The organism is Gordonia sp. 852002-51296_SCH5728562-b (assembly GCF_001665475.1).
In the GTDB taxonomy this organism is placed as follows: Bacteria; Actinomycetota; Actinomycetes; order Mycobacteriales; family Mycobacteriaceae; genus Gordonia; species Gordonia sputi.
Map to the genome: position 1 here is coordinate 1 of NZ_LZMI01000003.1, position 16,774 is coordinate 16,774.

The following is a 16,774-nucleotide window of genomic DNA, read 5'->3' on the forward strand; positions in this document are numbered from 1 at the left end:
CCCCTACGTGTGGGTCAAGACCGCTGACCAGATCCTCGACTCCATCGCCCACTACTGCACACGAATTAATGACTCAGGACACTAGTCGACGTCGCGCGTAGTCGCGACGCGCGGACGAACGGCGTACGGCGACTGTCGGAACTTTGGACTAGTGTCGTGCAGACACACGGGGGACGGTGTGCGAGGTTCGGGAACGTATCGGCTTTCTCCGGCGTTGAAGCCGAACGGACACAAGAGTCAGACACACGACACAGACACCGAGACACGACACAGACACCGAGAGGAGACTCGATGGCGATGCTCTTGCGCGAAGCGCTTGGCGACAGCTTGCGCCGGGTGCGTACCCAGCAAGGCCGAACGCTGCGCGAAGTATCCACGAATGCACGGGTCAGTCTGGGATATCTGTCCGAGGTGGAACGCGGCCAGAAAGAGGCGTCGAGCGAACTGCTCGCCTCGATCTGTGATGCTCTCGACGTCGAGATCGCCGACCTGCTTCTCGACGTCGGTACGGCCATGCGACCTGAGACAGCCGACGCCGATGCGATGGCATTGGCGGGCGAATCGGGTCTCGGTTCCCCAAAGGTCGTCATCCCATCGCCCGACACTCACCGGACCACTGCGCTTGCCGCTGCCTGACAAGTGCCAATCTGTCGGCGGGTAGGCGCTAGATTGGTCTCAGTACCTAGATTGGTCTCAGTACATCGACAGATCCCGCTGAATCGATAAGACCGGCCGAGTCGTTGAGACCCGCGCAATCGATAAGACCTGTCGGACCGAGGTTCGACGACGCTGAATGGAGTTGACGAAGAGCATGGCGAATCCGTTCGTGAAGCTGTGGCGCTACCTGATGGCAGCAGGCAACGCGAAGATCGACGAGAACGCCGATCCGAAGATCCAGATCCAGCAGGCCATCGAGGACGCACAGCGTCAGCACCAGGCGCTGTCACAGCAGGCGGCCGCCGTCATCGGCAATCAGCGTCAGCTCGAGATGAAGCTCAACCGGCAACTCGAGGAGATCGAGAAGCTCCAGGCGAATACTCGTCAGGCGCTGACTCTCGCCGATCAGGCGACAGCCGCAGGCGACACGCAGAAGGCCCAGGAGTACACCAACGCGGCTGAGGCGTTCGCCGCGCAGCTCGTCACCGCGGAGCAGAGCGTCGAAGACCTGAAGGCCCTCCACGATCAGTCGTTGCAGGCCGCTGAGCAGGCCAAGCATGCTGTCGAACGCAACGCGATGATTCTGCAGCAGAAGCTTGCCGAGCGGTCGAAGCTCCTCAGCCAGCTCGAGCAGGCCAAGATGCAGGAGCAGGTGTCGGCGTCGCTCAACCAGATGAGCGAACTGTCGGTACCCGGGAACACCCCGAACCTCGATCAGGTGCGCGACAAGATCGAACGCCGCTACGCCAACGCACTGGGCTCGGCCGAACTGGCCAAGAACAGCGTTCAGGGCCGCATGCAGGAGGTGCAGCAGGCCAGCGTTCAGATGGCAGGCCACTCGCGCCTCGAGCAGATCAGGGCCAGCATGAACGGCGGAGCGCTACCGTCCGGTGGTACCGCGGCCCAGCCGGCTCAGAACGCGACCCCTGCCCAGCAGCCGACGCAGCCTGCGACCGAGCCCCCCACCAGCAACTGACGGGTACACCGCCCCGCGTCGGGATCGTTGCCGGACCAGACGCCGGGCACGCTTTTCCAGCGTTCGCACTCGCCGAGCGCTGCCGCGACATCGGTTGGCAATCGACCGTATTCACCGGCACGCAGTGGTACGCCGCGGCCGGTAGTCGGGGCATCGACATTGCAGAACTCCCGGAACTGCGGCCAGACGACGCCGACGACGACCTCGACGCCGGAGAGAAGCTGAGCGGACGAGCGGCTCGCATGGCCGTGCGCCTCGCGCCGGTGCTGGCGAGTCGACGTATCGACCTGGTGCTCTCGGACGTCATCACCGTTGCCGGATCGTGGGCTGCAGAGTTGACCGGGCTACCGTTCGTCGAACTGTCGCCGCACCCGCTGTACGCGCCGTCGAAGGGGCTGCCGCCGGTCGGGGCAGGTATGACGCCCGGCCGCGGGTTCCGTGGCCGATTGCGCGATACAGCGATGCGCGCCGCAAGCAATCGTTCCGTCGCGCTCGGTGTGCGTCAGCGCGCCGCAGCGCGCAGCGGCATCGGTCTTGCGGATCGGGTACCGTCGCCTGCCGCCCGACTCATCGCGACCCTTCCCGCCTTGGAGGTCTGGCGACCGGATTGGCCGCGCGACACCCATCTCGTCGGTCCGCTTCTCTGGGAGCCGACCACTCAGATCTTCGAACGGCCTTCGGGCGAAGGGCCGCTGATCGTAATAGCGCCGTCGACCGCGGTCACCGGTTGCCCGGACCTGCTCGACGAGACGCTCGGCGCACTCGGCGCGATAGCGTCACGGACCCCGATACGTGCCGTGATCTCGTCACTGGACCCGCCTGCACCGGAGACACTTGCGCGTGCAGGCGCGGCGACGGTGAGCTTCGGACTCGGTCGCCAGGACGAGTTGCTTGCCGATGCTGACCTCGTGGTGTGCGGTGGTGGCCACGGAATGCTCGCGAAGTCGTTGTTGGCCGGAGTCCCCGTCGTCGTCGTTCCCGGCGGCGGTGACCAGTGGGAACTGGCGAATCGGGTGAGCAGGCAGGGCAGTGGTGTGCTTGTTCGGCCCGCCGACGCGGCGTCGATTGCGGAGGCGATCGAGGCGGTACTGCGCGATCCTGCCCACGCCGCTGCTGCAGCCCGGGCACGAGAGTCGGCGACCGCGGTGACCGACCCGATCGAGGTGCTGCGCGGCGTGCTCGCGTCGGCGGGAACGTAGGCTGGCCGAGTGCGTCTCACGGAGTTCACGGAGCTGATGACAACCCAGTTCGGGGTGTCGTCGGCTGATGCGATCCTGGCCGATCACGTGCTCATCGAGTTCGGTGGCCGGACCGGGGCTCAAGCCATCGAAGAAGGCGTCGATCCCCGTGACGTCTGGGTGGCGATCTGCCGCGACTTCGACGTTCCGCGCTCGCGGTGGTGACACCCACGCGGTGAGTTCGGGGCCGACGAGTCACGCAGTCCAGTCGACGCGATCGGCCATGTCGAGCAGGCGCTGTCTGCGGACCTCTCCGGTGGCCCCGATCCAGGCGATCAAGCCGTAGACGTGGGCACGAAAGTCGTTGTGCCCGTGATGGTTCTGCGCTTGTGCCCCGGTGAGCGCAGCATTGTGTAGCAGTGCGCGCAGGGCGTCGTAGTCGTGGCGCGATACGCGGGGACGGTCGTTGACGACGAGCCCTGCCAGCCGCTGCTGCTGATGGCGATGCATGACGCGGGTCTTCTTGGTGTTGACGGCGAAACCGCAGTCGTCGACGATGCGCGTAACGGTCCACAGTGCACGTGGGAGGTCGAGGTCGTCGCCGGAGACCGCGAGGTCGTCGCCGTATCGGGTATAGCGCAGGCCGTTGGCGTTGGCATAGCCTGCGATACGTCGATCCACCTGTGCGAGAGCGAGATTCGCGAGATGCGGTGACGTCGGAGAGCCCTGGGGGAGATGGCGTCGTCGGAGCAGGCTCGCGTGCGCATAGTCGATTCCCGAAAGCTGGTCGGCGGGCGTCGATGTCGTGCACAGTTCGGCGAGAAGACGTGCGATGTGCGGTGGATAGCCGACCTCGTCGAAGATCCGACGGACCCGGCCCACCCCGATCGATTCGAAGCAGTGCAACAGGTCGACGCGCAGCACCGTCGTACGGTCGCTGTGCGGCCACGCGAAGGCGGCCGGTGAGGAGCCCGGCTCGAATCCGCGCGCGGCCGGGTGAGCGGGGATTCGCACGACGAGCCTGCGCAGGAGCCGACGCTGCGTCTCACGCATCCGCGGCTTGGGTGCCTCGATGACGCGCACCCCGGAACGTTTCTCGCGGCGGAACACCCGATAGTGCCGCAGCCGCGGGTTCGCGGTACGCAACCAGGTACCGCGATCGGCGAACCATTCGAGTTCGGGCACCGTGAAGTCCAGCCATACGGCGAACTGTTCGACGTCGGACAGCAAGGGGAGGTCGTGGGCGAGTGCCGTCGCCGGTGGCGGACCGGGAAGTTCGACGACGCGCGTGGCAGGCGGATCGGGCACCGTCCAGGGAACCAGAGCCAGCCGAAAGATCTCGGCGGTGTGCGTGGGCTCGTCCGGTGCGAGGGCGAAGGCCTCCTGTGCGACGTCGACGCAGATCTCCGCAGGTAGCTCGATGCCGACGGCTCGAACGACCGCGGGCCACGTCCAGTCGACGATCCTGTCGGCGATGGCCGCTGCGAGGACCCTGACCTGATCGGTGGTGAACGGCGGTTGCGGTCGGGTCATCGTGATCGGGCAGCCGTGACGGGGGCGGATGGCGTGATGGGGGCGGATGGACGGCCGGGGTGACCACGAGCCGAGTACTCGTCGCCGGCTGGCACGCGCAGCGTGCGGAGCGGCGTCGGACGCAGGAACCAACTGTGATGTGTACCCAGGGGTTGCCCCTGAGACGGATCTCTCGATCCACTCTCACCCCGGCCGCCCACGTCGACGACCCTAGTTGTTTCTTCGACGAAAGACCGTCGATGCGATACTTCGGCCGAACGTCGCTGCTGTCGGATGGTGGCGCTACTGGGTGGTGGCGAATCGACCTTCGCCCGCGTGTCGTGCTTGCCGTCGAACACGTGTTCGCGCAATGCTGTATTCAGTGGAACCACAGCGACCTCGGATGCGTCAGAGATTCTGCCAGACCGGTTTTTGCCAGACCCGGACTCGCCAGATCCGGTTTTGTCAGACCTACCGACTAGCGTCCAACGCAACATGAAACGAACAACAGCCTCGAAGACAACACGTTCAGCGCGTAGCACGCAGGACGGCACAGACAAACCTCAACCATCCCGAACAAGGAGAGATTCCATGGCTGCAGCTCCCCAGGACCGCGAGAAGGCTCTCGACCTCGCGCTGGCCCAGATTGACAAGAACTTCGGTAAGGGCTCGGTGATGCGCCTCGGTGAGGAGAGCAGGCAGCCGATCGAGGTGATCCCGACCGGCTCCATCGCACTCGACGTCGCGCTCGGTATCGGCGGTCTGCCTCGCGGTCGTGTCGTCGAGATCTACGGCCCGGAGTCGTCGGGTAAGACCACCGTCGCACTCCACGCGGTGGCCAACGCCCAGGCTGCTGGTGGTATCGCCGCCTTCATCGACGCCGAGCACGCCCTCGATCCCGACTATGCGGCCAAGCTCGGTGTCGACACCGATGCACTGTTGGTCTCCCAGCCCGACACCGGTGAGCAGGCTCTGGAGATCGCCGACATGCTGATCCGTTCCGGCGCGCTCGACATCCTGGTCATCGACTCGGTGGCCGCGCTGGTGCCCCGCGCCGAGATCGAGGGCGAGATGGGCGACAGCCACGTCGGTCTGCAGGCACGCCTGATGAGCCAGGCGCTGCGCAAGATGACGTCGGCGTTGAGCAGTTCCAAGACCACCGCGATCTTCATCAACCAGCTCCGCGAGAAGATCGGCGTGATGTTCGGCTCACCCGAGACCACCACGGGCGGCAAGGCGCTGAAGTTCTACTCGTCGGTGCGACTCGACGTGCGTCGTATCGAAACCCTCAAGGACGGCACTGACGCCGTGGGTAACCGCACTCGCGTCAAGGTGGTCAAGAACAAGGTCGCACCGCCGTTCAAGCAGGCCGAGTTCGACATCCTCTACGGCCAGGGCATCTCCAAGGAGGGCTCACTCATCGACATGGGTGTGGCCGAGGGGTTCATCCGCAAGTCCGGCTCGTGGTTCACCTATGAGGGCGACCAGCTCGGCCAGGGCAAGGAGAACGCCCGAAAGTTCTTGTTGGAGAACACCGATATCCGCGACGAGGTCGAGAAGAAGATCAAGGAGAAGCTGGGTATCGGTGCGGTCGTCGACGCCGACGACATCGCTCCCGCGCCGGTGGAATTCTGATCTGCGCGCATCGCCGATGAGTTCACCCCATGACCCCGGGGAGTCGAGTGAGTCCACGACGGAACGGAAAGGTCCGTCCGCGTGGGATGTTGCACTCCGGCTCCTCGGGGTTCGTGCGCGTAGCCGTTCCGAGATGGCCCAGCGTCTGGCGCGCCGAGGATTCGACGCCGACACCGTCGACGAGGTGATGACCCGTCTCGACGCCCACCAACTGCTCGACGACGAGGAGTTCGCCGCCGAGTGGGTGCAGTCACGCCACACCTACTCGGGGCGAGGACGCGTCGCGTTGCGGCACGAACTCGCCGCCAAGGGAGTCGACGTCGCGATCGTGCAGCGAGCGCTTGATGAGATCGACCCCGACGACGAACGCGCCGCAGCTCGTAACCTGGTCGAGCGAAAGCTCACGCCGACTGTGACCGAGCAGCTTGTCCGCGCCGCCGAGGACAACGACAGATCAGTGCGCGACAAGCACTTTCGACGCCTGGTCGGCATGCTCGTCCGACGCGGCTACCCGCAGGCCACGGCGATCGACGTCGTCGGCGGGGCGATCGACGAGATCACCTCCGCCGACTGACGTCAGGCCCGTGGCTTGGGCGAGGGCATCGGCATGTTCTCCATGGCCGCCTGGTCGACCTGATCGGCGTGGGGCACGTCGTCGGTGTTACCGCCGCGACCCTGCCGCAGTCTCCGCTCGATGTACGTCGCCAGCGACGACAGCGCGAAGTTGATGATGATCAGGATGATGGCGATCACGATGAGAACCGGGATGTAGTTGCCGTACCGGGCCGCGGACAGCTGTGCCATGTGAATGATCTCGGAGTATCCGATGACATAGCCGAGCGCGGTGTCCTTGAGGGCAACGACCATCTGCGAAACGATCGCAGGCATCATCGCCGTGATGGCCTGCGGGAGCAGTACCGACAGCATCATCTGTGTCTTGCGCATGCCGAGCGCCTTGGCCGCCTCGGTCTGCCCGGTGGGCAGCGATTTGATGCCCGAGCGCAGGATCTCGGCCATCACCGAGCCGTTGTAGAGCGTCAAGCCGCAGACCACAGCCGCGAAGGCCAACTGTGACGACGGCACCACTCCGTACTGGGCGAAGAAGAACCACAGGAACAGCATCAGGATCAGCACGGGAATTGCGCGGAACACCTCGACCAGCACGGTGCACAGCCCGCGTACCCAGGCGTGATCCGACAGCCGTCCGATGCCCAGGATGGAACCGAGTATCAGTGCGAGCACAATCGAGAGCGCTGCCGCGGCAAGTGTGCGCCACAGACCGGGAAGGATGTATCCGGTCCAAGTGCTCCACGTGACGAATGGCTTCCACTTCTCGGCGGTGAACTGGTCGTTGCCCGCGAAGACCGCGATCACGTACGCGAAGATCGCGACGAGGATCGCGATGAAGACGACGGCCACGATCGCGTTGCGGACGCGCGCCCGGGGGCCGGGAGCGTCGTAGAGGACGGTTGCCTTGTCGCTCATCGCTTGACCGCCCATCGCTTTGCGAGCCAACCGAAGACGGCGCCCTCACTGAGCGTGATGATCATGAATCCGACGGCGATCACCGCGAAGATGACCAGTAGTTGATCGGCAAACGACTCGATCTCCGTTTTCATCAGTGCCGCGGCTTCGGCGACGCCGATTACCGAGGCGATGGTGGTGTTCTTGGTCAGTGCGATGAGCACGCTGCCCATCGGGCCGATCGTCGCTCGTGTTGCCTGCGGAAGCACGATGATGCCGAACACCTGGGTGAAGGAGAGCCCGAGCGATCGTGCGGCTTCGGCCTGCCCCAGTGGAACGGTGTTGAAACCCGCGCGCAGCGTCTCACAGACGAATGTCGACGTGTAGACGATGAACGCGAGGACAGCGAGCCAGAAGTTGTTGGTCTTGATGGTCGACGAGAACGTCAGGCCGAGATTCTGATACAGCCCGATCGCCGCGAACAGCACGATCAAGGTCAGTGGCGTGTTGCGCACGATGTTGACGTACGTCGTACCGAAGCCACGCATCACGGGCACGGGGGAGACCCGCATCCCGGCCAGGATGGTGCCCCAGATCAGGGAACCGATCGCCGACCAGAACGTCAATTGGATTGTCACCCAGAACGCGGGCCACAACTGCGGCCCCATATCTTCCCAGAGTTCACTCACGACTGGTCACCTCCTCACTTCAGGCCCGCTGGGCACGGTGTGGACTTCGATTCGAGGAATGCGAGGTCTCCGGGCTTCGGCGTGAACGCGAACTTCGATCCGGGCTTCTCCGCGCGCTGCTGGATCTCGTTGACGTAGTCGTCGCCGAGGCTCTCGCGCAGTGCGCTGATCCACGGTGACGGACCGTTGTCGGCGCTTGGCTTCAGCATGGAGTCGAGGGCTTCGTTCACCTTGGTGACCGACTCCGAGTCGCCCTTGGCCAAGCCGATCCCGTAGCGCTCGGTGGAGAACGGGGTTCCCGCCGTCTTCAGGGCCTTCTTGACGCATGCGTCCTTGAGGTAGGTCATCTCCACCAGACGGAATTCGCCCTTCCAGAAGTTGGAGTAGCCCGCGAGGATCGATTCGTCTGTGGTCAGTGCGTCGACCTTGCCCCGACGCAGCGCCTCGACGCACGCGGAGTACGAATCATATTCCTGCAGTTCGATATTGGGCAGTTGTGCCTTGACGTTCTGCGCCGACGTCGAGCCGGTGACCGAGCACAATTTCTTGCCCTTGCCGAGATCGGGCAGATTCTGGATCGACTCGTCGGACTTGCGCACCATCAGCCCCTGGTACGTGATCAGGTAGGGGCCACCGAAGTCGACCTTCTTCGCGCGGTTCTCATTGATTGAGTACGTGGCGGCGATCATGTCGACCTCGCCGTGCTCGATCATGGCCTCGCGTCGAGCCGACGGAGTCTCGCGCCACGAGATCTTCGGGTGGGCCACTCCGAGCGAGTCGGCGATGTGATTGACGACGTACTCGGAGACGGCCGGGTCGAAACCGCTCATGGACTTGTCGGGGTTGTAGATTCCCAGGCCCGGCTGGTCGAACTTGGTGCCGAGCACGACCTCTCCGCTGCGGATCGAGTCGAGCAGGTTCTTCGGCTCGGTACTCCCACAACCGGCGAGGAGTGAGACGAAGAGCGCACAGACGGGGAGAAATACCGCGAGGGCGATCGTCCGGCGGCCAGGACGCTTCCGTAGGGCAGTGGTGTCGACCGGTGGGTGCCCGGAGGCATGCCGACGCGTCGTCGGCGACGTGTCGGCCATGTCAGTGGCCCAGGATCTTGCCGAGGAAGTCCCTCGCGCGTTCGGACTGCGGACTGTCGAAGAAGCTATCCGGATCGGTGTCCTCGACGATCGCGCCGTCGGCCATGAAGATCACGCGGTCGGCGGCCTTGCGGGCGAAGCCCATCTCGTGGGTGACCACGAGCATGGTCATGCCCTCCTTGGCCAGCGAGACCATCACGTCCAGCACCTCGTTGACCATCTCGGGGTCGAGAGCCGACGTCGGCTCGTCGAACAACATCACCTTCGGGTCCATGGCGAGCGCGCGTGCGATCGCGACGCGCTGTTGCTGGCCGCCGGAGAGCTGCGCGGGGTACTTGTCCTTCTGACTGGCGATGCCGACGCGTTCGAGGAGTTCGAGTGCGCGCTTCTCGGCGTCGGCCTTGTTCTTCTTGCGGACCTTGGTCGGCGCAAGTGTGACGTTCTGCAGAATTGTCTTGTGCGCGAAGAGGTTGAACGACTGGAAGACCATTCCGACGTCGGCGCGCAGAGTGGCCAGGTCGCGGCCTTCCTCGGGGAGTAGCCGTCCCTCGACGAGGATCTCGCCGGAATCGATGGGTTCGAGCCGGTTGATCGTGCGGCACAGCGTCGACTTGCCCGAGCCTGATGGGCCGAGCACCACGACCACCTGTCCGGCGGGGACCTCGAGGTCGATGTCCTTGAGGACGTGCAGCTCGCCGAAGTGCTTTTGCACATTCTTGAGCACGATCATGTTGGTTCCGGATGCGGGAGCCGGGGTCGCGGGTCCGACCGCCGAACCCCCTGTCGGTGAATCGGTCATAACCGTCGACACTAATGCCGGAAACCCTTACAGGCGCGGTGAATGAGAACCTCGGCGTTGCGCGCGTGGTGACCGTGACGGCGATTTGCACCGGCACCGTACCCTGGATCCAGTGAGTACGGAGTTGTCGGAGCGGCATGAGCTGCCGCAATCGGGGCGCAGCTATCAGGTGCGTACCTATGGCTGCCAGATGAACGTGCATGATTCCGAGCGCATCGCGGGTCTTCTCGAGGATGCCGGTTACGTGCGCGCCGACGAGGACGGCGATGCCGATCTCGTCGTGTTCAACACGTGCGCGATCCGTGAGAACGCCGACAACAAGCTGTACGGCAACCTGTCGCACCTCGCGCCGGTGAAGACACGACGACCCGGCATGCAGATCGCGGTCGGCGGATGTCTCGCGCAGAAGGACAAGGACACGGTGTTGCGCAAGGCGCCGTGGGTCGACGTCGTCTTCGGTACGCACAACATCGGTTCGCTGCCCGCACTGCTCGACCGCGCCCGACACAACGAGGAGGCGCAGGTCGAGATCCTCGATTCACTCGAAGCCTTCCCGTCGACGCTGCCGGCCAAACGTGACTCGGCCTACTCCGGGTGGGTGTCGGTGTCCGTCGGTTGCAACAACACGTGCACTTTCTGCATCGTTCCGTCGTTGCGCGGCAAAGAGGTTGATCGACGCCCCGGCGACGTGCTCGCCGAGGTGAAAGCGCTCGTCGATCAGGGCGTGCTCGAGGTGACGTTGCTCGGGCAGAACGTCAACGCCTACGGGATGTCGTTCGCCGATCCCGAACTACCCCGCAATCGCGGCGCGTTCGCCGACCTGCTGCGCGCCTGCGGCGACATCGACGGCCTTGAACGCGTCCGATTCACCTCGCCGCATCCGGCAGAGTTCACCGACGACGTCATCGATGCCATGGCGCAGACACCCAACGTCTGCCCGCAGCTTCACATGCCGCTGCAGTCGGGTTCGGATCGCATCCTGCGGGCCATGCGACGCAGCTATCGCACGACCAAATTCCTCGGCATCCTCGACAAGGTGCGCGACGCGATGCCGCGCGCCGCGATCACCACCGACATCATCGTCGGATTCCCCGGCGAGACCGAAGAGGACTTCGCCGCGACGCTCGACGTGGTCGAGCGTGCGCGGTTCTCGAGTGCGTTCACTTTCCAGTACTCGCCTCGGCCGGGTACACCTGCGGCAACAATGCCCGATCAGGTGCCGCCGGAGGTCGTCAGCGAGCGCTACCAACGATTGATCGCGCTGCAAGAGCGCATCTGCCTCACCGAGAACCGGAACCTCATCGGCACCGAGGTCGAGCTGCTGGTCGCGGCGGATTCCGGGCGCAAATCCGCTGACACGGGGCGGCTGACAGGCCGTGCGCGCGACGGGCGACTGGTGCACTTCCGTGCCGGCGACGCGGCCGACGCCGTGCGACCCGGCGACATCGTGGTCACCACCGTCACCGACGCCGCGCCGCATCACCTCATCGTCGACGGGACCATCGCGTCGCATCGCAGAACCCGTGCAGGTGACGCACACGAACTCGACGCCACCCCGACGACGGCGCCGGTCGGCGTCGGACTCGGTATGCCGGGGGTGGGACCGTCGCCGATGCCTACGGCCGTCTCCACCGGGTGTTCTTCGGGCGCCTGCGGTTGATGAACCATCGGTATGACCCGCCGGGCATCCGTGATCTGCCGGGCTCCGTGAACTGCCGAACCACATGAACTGCCAAGCACCAGCGAGCGACGAGAGATGAGAGGCGCGAGATGAGCGACGAGCCGCGCGAGGACAACACCGACGACCGGATGCCGACGGCCCAACGGGCCACTGGTGGCATACCCGCGGAAGACGCCGCAAGCGGCAGGACCGCGCAGGGCGCTGGAAGTGACGACGCCGAGTTCGCGCAGTACGCAGACGATCTCCGCAAGGCCGAACGCAAGGTCGCGGGTGAGATCGATCCGGGTGCCCGCGCGGTCGTGGTCGCTGTCGCGGTGCTCGTGGCGATGGGGTCGCTGCTACTGCCGCACACCGGTTCGGCGAACGGATTCGACGTGCTGACGTCGTCCGCGGCTGCCGCGACCGAACGTGTCGCAGTGGTCTCGAAGGTGTTCGTCTGGTTCCTGGTGGTGTTCGGAATCTTCGGGTCGATGCTCGCGCTGGTCACCCGACGATGGGTGATCGCGTGGATTGCGTTGTGCGGGTGCGCGATCGGCTGCGTGGCAGGCATGCTCGCGTGGTGGTCGCGGAACACCCCTGGCGTCGGGGGAGTGGCACCGCCGTCGGGTGTCGGCGCGGGGCTTGTCATCGGCTGGTTGGCCCTGCTCGTGCTCACCTTCCACTGGTCACGCGTCGTGTGGGCCCGCAGCACCTACCACCTCGCGCTCGAAGAGGAGCGTCGTCGGGAAGCGGTGGCACGCGAGGAGGCCGCACGCAAACTGCAGCAGCGCCCCGGCGAGCACTGAAGGTCCGAGCGGGCTCTGCCCCGCTAGCGGTCGGCGATGGCGCTCTGTGCGGCCTGCGCCCACTCGCGCCACTGTGCTGCCTGCTCGCGCAGTTTCTCCGCGTCTCGGTTCTTGCCGCGCTCGGCAGCTTTGGCCGCCTGGTCCTCGAGTTGTGCTGCGCGGTCGGCGAATTGCGCGGCGCGCGCGAGCGCCTCGGGGTCGGTGCGCTGCCACTGAGCATCCTCGGCGTCGCGAATCCGCTTCTCCAACGCGCGCGCACGGCCCTCGAGGCTGTGCATCTGTTCGCGCGGCACCTTGCCGAGCTCGTCCCACTTCTCCCGGAACGTCCGGAACTCGCGGCGCGCACCGTCGAGGTCGGATGCGGGATCGATGGATTTCTCCGCGGCGTCGAGCAGAGCGATCTTCGCCGTCGCGTTCGCGTTGAACTCGGCGTCGCGCTCGGACGATGCCGCGTTGCGGGCGGCGAAGAAGACGTCCTGGGCGGCTTTGAACCGTTGCCACAGTGCCTCGTCGGCGTCGCGCGGTGCCCGACCGGATGCCTTCCATTCGGCGAGGAGTTCGCGGAAGGCGCCCGCGGTCGGACCCCAATCGGTCGACGACGACAACGCCTCGGCCCGTGCGATCAGCTCCTCTTTACGCGCCTTGGCACCCGCGCGTTCCCGATCTAGATCGGCGAAGTGGGCGCCGCGTCGGCGATTGAACGCGTCGCGCGCCTTCGAGTATCGCTTCCACAGCGCGTCGTCGGTCTTACGGTCGATGCCTTTGATGGTCTTCCACTCGTCGAGGATCGCGCGCAGTCGATCGCCTGCGGTCTTCCACTGGGTGGATTCGGCTCCGATGGCCTCGGCCTCGGTAGCGAGCTCCTCTTTGCGTGCAATCACGGCGGCGCGAGCCTCTTCACGCTCGGCCTTCAGCGAGTCGGCGACGTCGTCGGCGCTTCCGACGATGACGGTCAGCCGCTGTTCAATGGCCGAGACATCGCCGATGACGCTGGCCTCGGGGAGGGTGTCGAGGAGGTGTTTGGCCGCAGCCTGTGACTTGCGCGGATCGCCGGTGCGTGCGGCGAGGCGCTCTTCGAGAATCTCCACCTCGGTCTCGAGGTCGGAGTATCGACGCGCGAAATGGGCGAGGCCCTCGTCGATGGTGCCCGCCTGCCACGACCCGATCTCACGCTCGCCGTTCGGGGTGATGAGCCAGACGACGCCCTGCTCATCGATACGCCCGAACTCGCGGGGATCGAACGATGCGTGTTTGGCGACGACGACCGCAGGAACGGGGGTCGGTGCCTGCGCGGCAGGCTTCGGTCCGGGACCGGGTCGAGGGCCGGGTTTGGGACCCGGCTTCGGCGGGCCTGGCCGGGGGCCGGGGGTGGACCCGGATGCGGGTGTGGCCGGTCCGCTGGTGTCTTCGCTCGTCATGGTGTGGTCCCCTCACAGCGTCAGTGGTGCCGCGCGTCACGGCTGCCTTTCACATAGTCCTGAGCGGTTGACGCCAGGACTTCACCTATTCAAGCAGGTCAGGGTTCTCGATGTGCGGCCTGCGCGACATCGCTGACACGAGGGCGGGTGTGTCGGTGCTCCCGGCGGCGTCGGGCATGACGTCGGCTAGCGTCGACGGTGTGCTGGCATGCGTTGTTTTCGTCCCGAGCGCACCGCTGTTGGTTCCCGAACTCGCGGGTCCGGACGCGGTGGACACCCTCGAGGCCCGTTCTGCTGTCCGCGATGCGGGCGTGCTGCTCGCCCGACACGCCACGCGCTGGGTGGCGGTGGGGGCCGACGACTTCATCGCCCCTGTGAGATCCGACGACTTCATCGCCCCTGTGAGATCCGGCGACGACGCCGCCGCGGGTGATCCCCTGGCGTCACGGTCAATTCCGACGGTGGGCGGTTTCGGCAGGTTCGGCGTCGACGTGCCGGTCTCCCTGGAACGCGTGGGCGGTGAGCGACCCCCCGGACGCCTGCCACTGTCGATGTTGATCGCCGGGTGGCTACGCGGACAGGTCGACGCCGAGTCGGTGCGTCCGGTCGTCGTCGACCCCGACGTACGGCCCGAAGTCGCCTGCGAGCTCGGGAGAGCACTGTCGGCCGAGATCTCCTCCGATCCCGAGCCGATCGGGGTACTGGTCGTGGCCGACGGCGCGACGGCACTCACCCCGAAGGCGCCCGGTGGCGGCCGACGTGACAGCGCCGTCGAACTCCAGCAGCGCATCGTCGACGGAATCGCGGCAGCGGATGTCGACGTACTTCGCGGACTCGACGTTGCCACGTGCGATGCCGAGGGAGTGGCCGGGCGGGCGGCATGGCAGGTCGTCGCTGGGCTCGTCGGCGACAGCCCGATGACTGCCAAGGTGCTCTACTCCGACGCCCCGTTCGGTGTCGGCTACGTCGTCGCGGCGTGGACGCCAGGGGACACGCCGTGAGTGTCGGGCCAAGGAATGTCGGGCCAAGGAGTGTCGGAGCCGTGGACGTGACCCCGATCGCCGTCGTCGGTCCGACCGCCACCGGGAAATCCGACCTCGCGCTCGACCTCGCGGAACGACTCGACGGCGACATCGTCAACATCGACGCCATGCAGCAGTACCGCGGCATGGACATCGGCACGGCCAAGCTGCCCCCACGGGAGCGGCGAGGCATCGCCCACCATCAACTCGACGTGCTCGACGTCACCGAGACGGCCACCGTCGCGCGCTATCAGGAAGCCGCGTCGGCCGACATCGACTCGCTGCTCGCCGCCGGCCGCACGCCGGTGATCGTCGGCGGCTCGATGATGTACATCCAAGGTCTGCTCGACAACTGGCGGTTCCCGGCAACCGACCCCGCGGTGCGCGCACGGTACGAGGCGATGCTCGACGAGATCGGTGTCGTGGCGCTGCATCGACATCTCGCATCCGTCGACCCGGCTGCGGCGGCGTCGATCCTCGCTACCGATGCACGACGCATCGTGCGCGCGCTCGAGGTGGTCGAACTGACCGGGGAGCCATTCGCGGCGTCGGCGCCGAAGATCGGTGAACCACGTTGGGGGACAAAGATTCTCGCACTGGACCGCGACACCGCAGAACTGGACGAACGCATCGCGCTGCGGACTCGGCTGATGTTCGCGAACCGGCTCGTCGACGAGGTGCACGGGCTCGTCGACGCAGGTCTGCGCGAGGGCGTCACTGCTCGTCGAGCCATCGGATACGCGCAGACACTTGCCGCGCTGGACGGCGAGTACGACCTTGCGACAGCAGAAGAACTGACCTTCATCGGCACCCGCAGGTACGTCCGCAGGCAGCGTTCGTGGTTCCGCCGCGATCACCGCATTCACTGGCTCGACGCCGCGACTCCCGCCCTCCTCGACGCCACGCTCGCCGCGGCGGAGGTCTGAGGACGACCCGCACGTAGTCTGGACGGGTGACGACGATCAGCGAGGCAGTGACCTACGTCAAGGGGCACGGCACCCAGAACGACTTCGTCGTGCTCACCGACCCGGCGGTCGAACTCGACCTGACCACCGACTTCGTGGCGGCGGTCTGCGATCGTCAACGCGGTATCGGCGCAGACGGCATGCTCCGCGTCGCGCGGGCGGTGGCCCTGGTGCGCGCGGGCGTCCTCGATGAGCTGCCCGACGGCGTCGAGCCCGACGACTGGTTCATGGACTATCGCAACGCCGACGGCTCCATCGCCGAGATGTGTGGCAACGGAGTCCGCGTCTTCGCCCACTACCTGCGGGCCACCGGGCTGACCGAGTCCGACGAGTTCACGGTGGGTTCGCGCGCAGGCGGACGTCCCGTGGTGGTGCACTCGTTCGACGACCTCTGCGCCGACGTCAGTGTGCGGATGGGTCGGGTGTTGCTCGGCGAGGACGCGACCGTGCGGATCGGCGACGACCTCTACCCGGGTGTCGCGGTCGACGTCGGCAACCCACACCTGGCGTGCGTGGTGCCCGACATGTCGACGTCCGACCTCGCCGCGATCGACTTCTCGACCGGCGTCGTCCTACCCGACGGCGTCTTTCCGCACGGCGCCAACGTCGAACTGCTGACCTCCCCCGAGGACGGACCGCGTGGTGGTCTGCACGCCACGATGCGTGTCTTCGAGCGCGGTGTCGGAGAGACCAGGAGTTGCGGAACGGGGCTGGTCGCGGCGGCAGCAGCGGGCCTGCAGACCCTCGGCCGCGACGCGGGCGAGACGGTCATCGACGTGCCAGGCGGAAGGGTGACGGTCACGGTTGCCGACGGTCACGCGACGCTGCGAGGACCGTCCGCACTGGTGGCCGACGGCCGATTCCGGGCAGGTTGGTATCGCGTCGACTGACGTGCCGCGGGC

17 protein-coding genes are annotated in these 16,774 nt (G+C 66.1%); 11 read left to right on the forward strand and 6 right to left on the reverse strand.

From position 1 onward, the window contains the following. Positions 1 to 291 precede the first annotated feature (291 nt). The 4 genes from A5766_RS00395 to A5766_RS00410 all read left to right on the forward strand — a co-directional run bounded on the left by A5766_RS00395 (position 292) and on the right by A5766_RS00410 (position 3,036). Complete coding sequence (locus A5766_RS00395; RefSeq protein ID WP_005204535.1) at positions 292 to 636, forward strand: helix-turn-helix domain-containing protein; 345 nt, start codon at positions 292 to 294, stop codon at positions 634 to 636. Between the two features lie 175 nt (positions 637 to 811). Further along, positions 812 to 1,633, forward strand: coding sequence for a phage shock protein PspA (gene pspA, locus A5766_RS00400; protein WP_039855087.1), 822 nt, complete (start codon positions 812 to 814; stop codon positions 1,631 to 1,633). 242 nt (positions 1,634 to 1,875) lie between these two features. Continuing rightward, positions 1,876 to 2,832, forward strand: coding sequence for a glycosyltransferase (locus A5766_RS00405; RefSeq protein WP_005204538.1), 957 nt, complete (start codon positions 1,876 to 1,878; stop codon positions 2,830 to 2,832). Positions 2,833 to 2,841: 9 nt separating this feature from the next. Then, positions 2,842 to 3,036: a DUF3046 domain-containing protein gene (locus A5766_RS00410; protein ID WP_005204540.1), complete on the forward strand. Its 195-nt coding sequence runs from the start codon at positions 2,842 to 2,844 to the stop codon at positions 3,034 to 3,036. Between the two features lie 30 nt (positions 3,037 to 3,066). Here the strand turns inward: A5766_RS00410 and A5766_RS00415 are convergent, their stop codons facing one another. Next, a complete protein-coding gene (locus A5766_RS00415; protein WP_005204542.1) occupies positions 3,067 to 4,344 on the reverse strand; it encodes a reverse transcriptase family protein in 1,278 nt (425 codons plus the stop codon). 570 nt (positions 4,345 to 4,914) lie between these two features. On the opposite strand from A5766_RS00415, the gene recA reads away from it, so the two are divergent. Both recA and A5766_RS00425 read left to right on the forward strand, forming a co-directional pair. Further along, complete coding sequence (gene recA, locus A5766_RS00420) at positions 4,915 to 5,958, forward strand: recombinase RecA (protein WP_005204544.1); 1,044 nt, start codon at positions 4,915 to 4,917, stop codon at positions 5,956 to 5,958. A gap of 16 nt (positions 5,959 to 5,974) precedes the next feature. Continuing rightward, positions 5,975 to 6,532: a regulatory protein RecX gene (locus A5766_RS00425; protein WP_039855088.1), complete on the forward strand. Its 558-nt coding sequence runs from the start codon at positions 5,975 to 5,977 to the stop codon at positions 6,530 to 6,532. A 2-nt stretch (positions 6,533 to 6,534) separates the two neighbouring features. Here the strand turns inward: A5766_RS00425 and A5766_RS00430 are convergent, their stop codons facing one another. Genes A5766_RS00430 through A5766_RS00445 form a run of 4 tightly spaced genes read right to left on the reverse strand, consistent with a single transcriptional unit; the run spans position 6,535 to position 9,932 of the window. Beyond that, positions 6,535 to 7,443, reverse strand: a complete 909-nt coding sequence (locus A5766_RS00430; protein ID WP_064903031.1) for an amino acid ABC transporter permease — start codon at positions 7,441 to 7,443, stop codon at positions 6,535 to 6,537. Further along, the gene (locus tag A5766_RS00435; protein ID WP_005204550.1) at positions 7,440 to 8,111 is read right to left on the reverse strand and encodes an amino acid ABC transporter permease; all 672 of its coding nucleotides are present in this window, start codon (positions 8,109 to 8,111) and stop codon (positions 7,440 to 7,442) included. Before A5766_RS00435 ends, A5766_RS00430 begins: the two co-directional genes overlap by 4 nt. Positions 8,112 to 8,125: 14 nt before the next feature. Then, positions 8,126 to 9,202, reverse strand: coding sequence for a glutamate ABC transporter substrate-binding protein (locus A5766_RS00440; protein ID WP_005204554.1), 1,077 nt, complete (start codon positions 9,200 to 9,202; stop codon positions 8,126 to 8,128). Position 9,203: 1 nt separating this feature from the next. After that, positions 9,204 to 9,932: an amino acid ABC transporter ATP-binding protein gene (locus A5766_RS00445; protein WP_051993774.1), complete on the reverse strand. Its 729-nt coding sequence runs from the start codon at positions 9,930 to 9,932 to the stop codon at positions 9,204 to 9,206. A 181-nt stretch (positions 9,933 to 10,113) separates the two neighbouring features. Between A5766_RS00445 and miaB the strand changes: the two genes are divergently transcribed. Together miaB and A5766_RS00455 are read left to right on the forward strand one after the other, a co-directional pair. After that, positions 10,114 to 11,661, forward strand: coding sequence for a tRNA (N6-isopentenyl adenosine(37)-C2)-methylthiotransferase MiaB (gene miaB / locus A5766_RS00450; RefSeq protein ID WP_064903033.1), 1,548 nt, complete (start codon positions 10,114 to 10,116; stop codon positions 11,659 to 11,661). Positions 11,662 to 11,771: 110 nt separating this feature from the next. Continuing rightward, on the forward strand, positions 11,772 to 12,467 hold the full coding sequence (locus A5766_RS00455) for an Rv2732c family membrane protein (protein WP_005204560.1): 696 nt from the start codon (positions 11,772 to 11,774) through the stop codon (positions 12,465 to 12,467). A 23-nt stretch (positions 12,468 to 12,490) separates the two neighbouring features. Here A5766_RS00455 and A5766_RS00460 read toward each other — a convergent pair whose 3' ends face one another. Further along, complete coding sequence (locus tag A5766_RS00460) at positions 12,491 to 13,885, reverse strand: DUF349 domain-containing protein (RefSeq protein ID WP_005204561.1); 1,395 nt, start codon at positions 13,883 to 13,885, stop codon at positions 12,491 to 12,493. A 149-nt stretch (positions 13,886 to 14,034) separates the two neighbouring features. On the opposite strand from A5766_RS00460, the gene A5766_RS00465 reads away from it, so the two are divergent. Genes A5766_RS00465 through dapF form a run of 3 tightly spaced genes read left to right on the forward strand, consistent with a single transcriptional unit; the run spans position 14,035 to position 16,762 of the window. Then, the gene (locus A5766_RS00465; RefSeq protein WP_306302057.1) at positions 14,035 to 14,886 is read left to right on the forward strand and encodes a hypothetical protein; all 852 of its coding nucleotides are present in this window, start codon (positions 14,035 to 14,037) and stop codon (positions 14,884 to 14,886) included. Between the two features lie 41 nt (positions 14,887 to 14,927). After that, positions 14,928 to 15,833, forward strand: a complete 906-nt coding sequence (gene miaA, locus A5766_RS00470; protein ID WP_005204563.1) for a tRNA (adenosine(37)-N6)-dimethylallyltransferase MiaA — start codon at positions 14,928 to 14,930, stop codon at positions 15,831 to 15,833. 26 nt (positions 15,834 to 15,859) lie between these two features. Next, positions 15,860 to 16,762, forward strand: coding sequence for a diaminopimelate epimerase (gene dapF, locus A5766_RS00475; RefSeq protein WP_064903035.1), 903 nt, complete (start codon positions 15,860 to 15,862; stop codon positions 16,760 to 16,762). Positions 16,763 to 16,774 lie beyond the last annotated feature (12 nt).